This is a genomic window from bacterium (genome assembly GCA_040757115.1).
GTDB lineage: Bacteria > UBA9089 > CG2-30-40-21 > CG2-30-40-21 > SBAY01 > JBFLXS01.
This window is the reverse complement of record JBFLYA010000190.1, coordinates 1-7,304: the sequence shown is the minus strand read 5'-3', so window position 1 is coordinate 7,304 and position 7,304 is coordinate 1. Positions and strand designations below refer to the sequence as shown.

Below are 7,304 nucleotides of genomic sequence, written 5' to 3'. Positions count from 1 at the left end.
ATACCCCGCCCGATAACATGGTGCAGAACTCCGGGCGCATCCAGTCTCGCTAATCTTGGCATGTGTTCCTATATCTCACAAACCCACTCAGCTTGTCAAGCACGTTCTGCACGAACGTCCCCATTTATTTATTTACATTTACTCCTTTTTAAGGATTATCTTGTCAGTATGGAAAAATTTATTAAAGGATTCCCCTATATTTCTACCAGCCATCTGTGACAATGTTGCATGAAACCTTTTCACCATTTTAGGGTTTGCTAAGTGTTCATCATAGAAGAACCCTCCTTTTAAGCCCGAAAGAAACTTGGGTATATCTCCTCTTGCTATCCATATCTGGCTCATAAGCCAACTAGATGACCCACATATAATTGCTTCGTTGAGCTTCACTTCTCTCCTCAACCCAAACCTCCACACCTTGACTATTCTGTCTTTATAAAGTTCAATCCGTTGGGTCATCAGCATCTCAATAATTATTAAAGGTGAACCAAAAACAACAGTGATACTAACTATCTTTACAAACCAGAATTTAAACCCTGTGAAATTATCAGACCAATAAAATGCACCCGTAAAAAACAGCGGCAAGCCAATTGAATAAGGCCAAAATAACCTCCAGGCAATCCTCCACCCTTGATATCTCAACACAAACAAAGGGTCTTCTGAATTCGTATTAATATTCAGGTTAGTTATGTCTTCTGCTTTTACTTCGGTCACGCTACCTCCTTCACCTTACAGTTCCGCACTCTTGTCTTCTGCCATCTCCTGTTTCACCGTCGGAATTTGGCGAGTATATAATAGGTCAAAAGAGATGTCTATCCTGATTTCTATCTCGTCGGCAAAAATTTCCGACCGTCGGTCTTATTCTCGGCTAATACCTAACGGCCTATCCTCGCATCCCTGACCATGACTTGGTGCAGGTCATAGACATTGCCGTAGCCCTGCAAATCAGGTAGGGCAGCAATATCCTCCGGCACATCCAGCCATTCCGTGGCGATGGTGTAGGCCTTATCCGACTGGAACCAGACATCTGTTGCCGTTCCTATTGTCCCGTCTGTCTTGGTGAAACTGCCCACCTGACGATGTTCATTACCCTGGGCATCTATAAAAGTGGAATCGACGTAACCTGTATTGATAGACTGAACTCCGAGTTCATCCAGGCTGTGGAACTCATCAGCAGCGCTAAAACCATCTCCATCCACATCCTGCCATATCTTCAGGCTGGCCCAAGCGGCATCACCGGCATCTATCTTACCATCTAAATTATCATCCAGATCAGCCAATGCCTGAAAACCGTTACTGGCCCTAGTGCCATCACCCAATAAGGTTTGATCACCGAATAACTCTTTGCCGTCATCTATGGCGCCATTTCCATTTATGTCCCTTACAAGTATTCCATCATCAGCCCCTGCCCAGCCTGTCTGTTCAGCAAACCCATTGCCGTCCTGGTCAAAATAGGCCCCCTCTCCCACAGCGGTCGTCTCCACCCCATCCCCATCCAAATCCAGAACAATGGGGGAGACTGGTGTAGCAGCAATGGTGGTGAATTCTTGCTTTGAAAGTTCAAATTTATTCTCAAAAAAGATACCGAGATTACGAGAGTCAATCCAACAAGCATCGTTATAATAGTTTAGAAATTCAGTGGGATTTATTCTGCCTTCTGATCCGCTTACGTTAGTATTCACACCATCTCCAGAATTCCATTGCAGATCAGTTTCTGACTTTATTATTTCAAAATGAAGATGCGGGCCTAATGAAGTCCCAGTATTGCCAATTGTACCAAGTTGCTCACCCGCTGCTATTTGTTGCCCTATCTGAACATTGATGGAGTTATCTTGTAAATGCGCATATAAACTATAATAGTAATATGTTCTTCCATCTATTGTTTCTACTGCGTGTTTTATCACAACCATATTCCCATATGTTGCATTATTAGTAATAACACTAACAACTTCCCCTTGAGCCGAAGCAACTACTGACGTCCCTAGCGCCTGCCCTTCTTTTGGCACTAAATCAATGCCTCTATGAAATTTACTACCCTTACGAACATCCCCTCGGCCCATAAAAACTGGTTATTGTCACTTGACCACTAATGGGTGCATAAAAATCCACGGCTTTTTACCTCCTTTATTGGTTTGTAAGTTTAAGAATATATAAGTTGCTTTCTTTTTCAAAGAAAGTGCCCTTTGGTATTTTTTTCTCTCGCACAAATGCCAACCATTTCCCATCCGGCGAAATCCCTCTAATGCCGATAAGAGTTGCATCCCCTTTCTCTGCTATACATTTCCCATCGCCTTGCCCCAAAGTGATATACTTTATACAGTCTTTTGTTTCTGTGATAATAATATCTCCATTAGGCAATACCTTATAATTACCAACTTGCTCAAGTACCTTTTCGCAAGACAAGTTCTTATTTTTGATGCTGCAACGATAGAGGGCTATTTTCTTTTTACCTTTTTCCACTCCATCAAAGTAAATCCTGTTTGCTTTATCTACAGCAAGTGAAAAAGGTTCATATTCAAATTGTTTCAATTCAAACCTCTTAGCCCACCCATTTTTGCCAAAAAACTCAACCTCTACACTTTTTGGATCATTCTGACCCATTACAATCCCCGAGGAATCTAAAAACCATAGAGCCCCGGATTGAACCCAATCATAATTTTTAAAGTACACAACATCCCATTTAGGTTCAGGCATCTCTATTGATGAGTTATGTTTGCCTCCAAGAAAAACCTTTGTTCCATCCGGTGACACTGCCTCAAATGGTCCTAAAGCCCTTACTACTGCGAACCTCTGAGTTTTGCCTGTAGTTACATCATACCGATATAAATCAATCACTCCCCCATCCCAGTCTTCTGGCTCGTCACTATCGTTAGGAGGCTTATAACCCTTATCAATCCGTGAACTCTTTCTATCTGCATATATAACCCATCTTCCATCTGATGTGCAGTTTAGGGGATAGTCATTGCCATATGAACAGCCTTTCTGCCACAGCTCACGTGGAGGGACAATCACAGGTGAACTTATTTTTATTGTTTTTTTGCTTAGAATATCAATCCACTCTATACCAATTTTACGTCCACTAACTACAAGGGCATTATTCCCACACCACTGAGCAAAAATATAATCTTCAAATCTCCCAATAAAAATTTCTTTATTCTGTTCTTGGTCATTAGAAATCTGTTTTTCATCAGCATAACTATTAAAATTTACACACAGGATAATTATACTTAATAAAAGAATTGCTATAAGTCTATTCTTGCTTTTTTGCAAAACATCTCTCATTCCATCGCCTCCTTTACTCCTACAATTCCGCACTCTTACCCTCTGCCATCTCCTGTTTCACCGTCGGAATGCGCGAGTATATAATAGATCGAAAGAGATATCTATCCTGATTCTATCTCGTCAATAAAAATTTCCGAACGTAAGTCTTATTCGCGGCTAATACTTCTAACTGCCTATGCCGCATCACCGGCATCTATCTTACCATCCAGATTGTCATCTAACTCTGCTAATGCTTGAAAGCCGTTACTGGCCCTCGTGCCATCACCCAATAAGGTTTGATCTCCAAATAACTCTTTGCCGTCATCTATAGCGCCATTTCCATTTATGTCCCTTACAAGTATTCCATCATCAGTCCCTGCCCACCCTGTCTGTTCAGCAAACCCATTGCCGTCATGGTCAAAATAGGCCCCATCCTTGACATGGGTCGTCTCCACCCCATCTCCATCTAAATCCAATATGATGGGGCTGGCGTTAGAGAGAGGAGCAGCGGTGGTGTAGAGTTGGTGCTTAGGATCGAAAGTTCCGTCTAAAAGTGAGGCTTGAGATGTACTAAAATAATCATTTTCAGTGTAATAACCACCAAGAATATTGTTTGCATTTAGATAAGTAGTGGTGAAATAACCTTTGATATTGGAATTATTATATGTGGGAGATTTAAGGAATCTTTTTACTTTTTCTTCACTGGAATAATAACTCTCATGATGTAATGCATAGGCTATTTCCTCAACACTATACCCCTTAAAAATCGGGTTATTTGCATAACTTTGGGCCTTCGTTCAGATTTTGCTCGTCCATGCTCCCATGACCGCTATTTGAGCAGAGACATCATCCCTGCTTTGAGCAGGATCAAGATTGCCCCCATAATTACTATTATAATAGGCTACTGCCTCATTCCAGGTGTCCGTGGAAAATTGACCCAATCCGTAAGGGCCTGTAGGAGATTCTGCGTCAGGATTAAAAGCAGACTCAATCCCAATTGCTGCTATTCCATAAGCAATCTGCTGCTGCGACAATTAGATACAGCATCAGAAATTATTAAATTCTTTTGCTCTTCTGTAACCTTTTCAACTCCCGCAATGCTTTTAATTTTGATAATGTCCCAAATAGATGCCATGATACTTACCTTCTTTTTAGGTTACATTGTTTTAATATAGGATTTTCGCCGAGATAGTTATGAAAAGCAGAATCCCATTCTTTATGTCCTTCAAGAAGGGCTACCACCCTTCCATATTGTTCATATGGTTTTTTACACGTTCCCTCCATCATAGCTTTTATCTTTTTTAAGTCCAACTCGTTGGCTAGGAACCCGTAAATATAATATGCGTCAGATTTTCTTTTTGTTTTTTTAAGCTTCTCACGCTCAAACAGGGGGGCATACAGGTCCGGATTGAAGTCTACCTGCAATCGGTCGTTAGCTATTTCAAAATAAAGCTCAAATCTCTTTTCACGAATTACAACTTTAAACTCGGGATTGCCGTCCCTATCAACATCTTTAATATTAATCCATGAAACACAAGTGTCTTTGAAGAGATGTGGAATTTTTCCTATAGGTGCAACTTTATCAGTTTCTTCATATGCAGATATAAAATCCATCTCAATATTATTCACATATGCTTCTACAATTACATCTAACAATTGCACAGTGTCTTCGTTGAATCTGAAAAGAAACATTTTGCGGTTATGACTGGCTCCAATGCTGTAGGCATCCATTACAAAATAATCTTCAAAAATACCGAAATTGGGATCTCCACCGGGATCAAATGTGCCCGTGTACTCTAACCAATTTTTGGGTTGTATATGGGCATATCTGTCAGACTCAACATAATAAATTTTATCCTTAATAAGAAAACCTGCTTTCGATGTCTCATCTGCTTTGACTTCATCTATAACATATGTAAATACGCCAGCCTTTGTATTTGTCCCCGGTAGTATAATACCTTCTGATATTTCAGGTTCATAATGAGAATTAACCTTTATCAGCTTGAACTCGCCGGAATACGCAGGGATAACAATTAATGTTAAGGAAATGAATAGACAAATAGCGAGTGATAAATAAAATATTTTTACAAAAGAAATGATACTGATGTTCTCTTTCCTATGCATATGCCACCCCGCTCGCATCCCTGACCATGGCTTGGTGCAGGTCATAGACATTGCCATAGCCCTGCAAGTCTGGTAGCACAGCTATCTCCGGCGGCACATCCAGCCATTCCGTGGCAATGGTGTAGGCCTTATCCGACTGGAACCAGACATCTGTTGCCGTTCCGGTGGTACCGTCTGTCTTGGTAAAACTGCCTACCTGCCAATGTTCATTACCTTGAGCATCTATAAAAGTGGAATCGACGTAACCTGTATTGATAGACTGAATGCCGAGTTCATCAAGGGTATGGAACTCAGTAGCAGCGCTCAACCCGTCTCCATCCACATCCTGCCATATCTTCAGGCTGGTCCAAGCCGCATCACCGGCATCTATCTTACCATCCAAATTGTCATCCAGATCAGCCAATGCCTGAAAACCGTTAGCCGCCGTGGTCCCGTCTTCCAGGATGGTTTGGCTTCCAAAAAGCTCTTTACCATCATTGATGATCCCATCTTCGTTACGGTCAAAGACCAGAATCCCATCATCAGGGGCAGCCCACCCCGTCTGTTCAGCAAACCCATTCCCATCATGGTCAAAATAGGCCCTACCTTTGACATTGGTTGTCTCTACCCCATCACCATCTAAATCCAATATGATAGGGCTGGCGTTAGAGAGAGGAGCAGCAGCGGTGAATTGGTGCTTAACCCAATCAAAAATTTTTCTTAAACTTATATACATTGCATGGCCATAAGGGTTCCAAGTAAATCCTCCCCAGTCAACACCACCTGCCTTAGCAACAGCATTTACCCACTGCGAACATTGAGTTACACCGTTATCAAGAATACTGGCTGGCAAAAAACTGTAATAGGGCGGATTATTTATGCTCTCAGTGATATATTCGACCATTCTATTATATTGCTCAGGAGTAACCTCAATCGGGCCATAACTGTATTGATATTCGTGAGCTTTATCACTAATTACACCGGGTCCCCACAATGAACCTTCTTCTTTTGGTCCAAATCCATAGTTGCGCTTATCCCCTGCGCCATTATCAATAAAAATAAAACTATGCGGTATTCCATCCGTCCCCAAGACATCGATACGAAACTCAATTGTCGGCATCTTACTTTCCTCCTCTTAATTTGATTTTATAAATAACCTTGGGTCCTATCAAGGCCTTTAGAGTATTAACTTCTCTCAATTCAGCATAAAATGTCATTACAATGGGGATTGCCTTGTATTCCTCACCGCGAAAAGCAGCGGCAAAGTCAACAAGTGAGCGAATCTCGTCCTTATCAACTACACCATACACATTGATGTAAACAGTTCGTCCTGAGTCATCTTCAACTCGAACATCTCTATTGCCGCACCGTTCACCCGGAACATACTTCGCCGGACATACACGCACATATATCTCCTTTGCCAAGTCACGTGCGAAACCACCTATGTTTGGGTGAGTCGGTTTGCAGGCTGAGACCGCAATGACCGCGACTACAAGTAAAACAACAGCAATTGAAGGAGTTCTTTTTTGCGTTTTAATCATGCCGCCCTCCGCATTGAAAGATTATTTCCCCGATATGCCGCTTCTGCAATAGGGTTAGTTCCGTATTGAAATACGAATGCTTGGCCGAAGAATTTTTCCAATACTGCCAGCCTTCTGGCGTCTATGTTACTGCCCCTGCTATTTGGGTCAATTCCGTCACTTCCTGTCCACTTGAAGAGAATCCGCTCCATTAAGCTGTTGCGGACATCCGGGTCAGTCTCAGCCACAAAACTTTCGACCAGGGCCTTTAATTCCCCGCTGGTATCCCTCACCATTGGGCTATACTGATATCTATGGACAGAGTTGCTTGAGTATGGCAGGAATGAAGAGATGAAACAGAACCACAGTTACAGTCCAGAACTTAAGGCTGAAGTTATTAAAATGGTAATTGAACAGGGGATG

9 protein-coding genes are annotated in these 7,304 nt (G+C 41.9%); all 9 read right to left on the bottom strand.

What is annotated here, in order from left to right; all coding sequences use genetic code 11:
* Positions 1-138: 138 nt before the first annotated feature.
* A complete protein-coding gene (locus tag AB1422_14370; GenBank protein MEW6620497.1) occupies positions 139-711 on the bottom strand; it encodes a hypothetical protein in 573 nt (190 codons plus the stop codon).
* 161 nt (positions 712-872) lie between these two features.
* Complete coding sequence (locus AB1422_14365) at positions 873-2,057, bottom strand: M23 family metallopeptidase (protein ID MEW6620496.1); 1,185 nt, start codon at positions 2,055-2,057, stop codon at positions 873-875.
* Between the two features lie 64 nt (positions 2,058-2,121).
* Positions 2,122-3,279, bottom strand: a complete 1,158-nt coding sequence (locus AB1422_14360; GenBank protein MEW6620495.1) for a hypothetical protein — start codon at positions 3,277-3,279, stop codon at positions 2,122-2,124.
* A gap of 173 nt (positions 3,280-3,452) precedes the next feature.
* Positions 3,453-3,713, bottom strand: coding sequence for a hypothetical protein (locus AB1422_14355; protein MEW6620494.1), 261 nt, complete (start codon positions 3,711-3,713; stop codon positions 3,453-3,455).
* Positions 3,714-4,055: 342 nt separating this feature from the next.
* Positions 4,056-4,292, bottom strand: a complete 237-nt coding sequence (locus AB1422_14350; protein MEW6620493.1) for a transglycosylase SLT domain-containing protein — start codon at positions 4,290-4,292, stop codon at positions 4,056-4,058.
* A 106-nt stretch (positions 4,293-4,398) separates the two neighbouring features.
* Complete coding sequence (locus AB1422_14345) at positions 4,399-5,382, bottom strand: hypothetical protein (GenBank protein MEW6620492.1); 984 nt, start codon at positions 5,380-5,382, stop codon at positions 4,399-4,401.
* Positions 5,375-6,481: a hypothetical protein gene (locus AB1422_14340; GenBank protein ID MEW6620491.1), complete on the bottom strand. Its 1,107-nt coding sequence runs from the start codon at positions 6,479-6,481 to the stop codon at positions 5,375-5,377. Before AB1422_14340 ends, AB1422_14345 begins: the two co-directional genes overlap by 8 nt.
* Position 6,482: 1 nt before the next feature.
* On the bottom strand, positions 6,483-6,902 hold the full coding sequence (locus tag AB1422_14335) for a hypothetical protein (protein ID MEW6620490.1): 420 nt from the start codon (positions 6,900-6,902) through the stop codon (positions 6,483-6,485).
* Entirely contained in the window at positions 6,899-7,177 is a 279-nt protein-coding gene (locus AB1422_14330) for a hypothetical protein (protein ID MEW6620489.1), read from the bottom strand. Before AB1422_14330 ends, AB1422_14335 begins: the two co-directional genes overlap by 4 nt.
* Between the last annotated feature and the right edge of the window lie 127 nt (positions 7,178-7,304).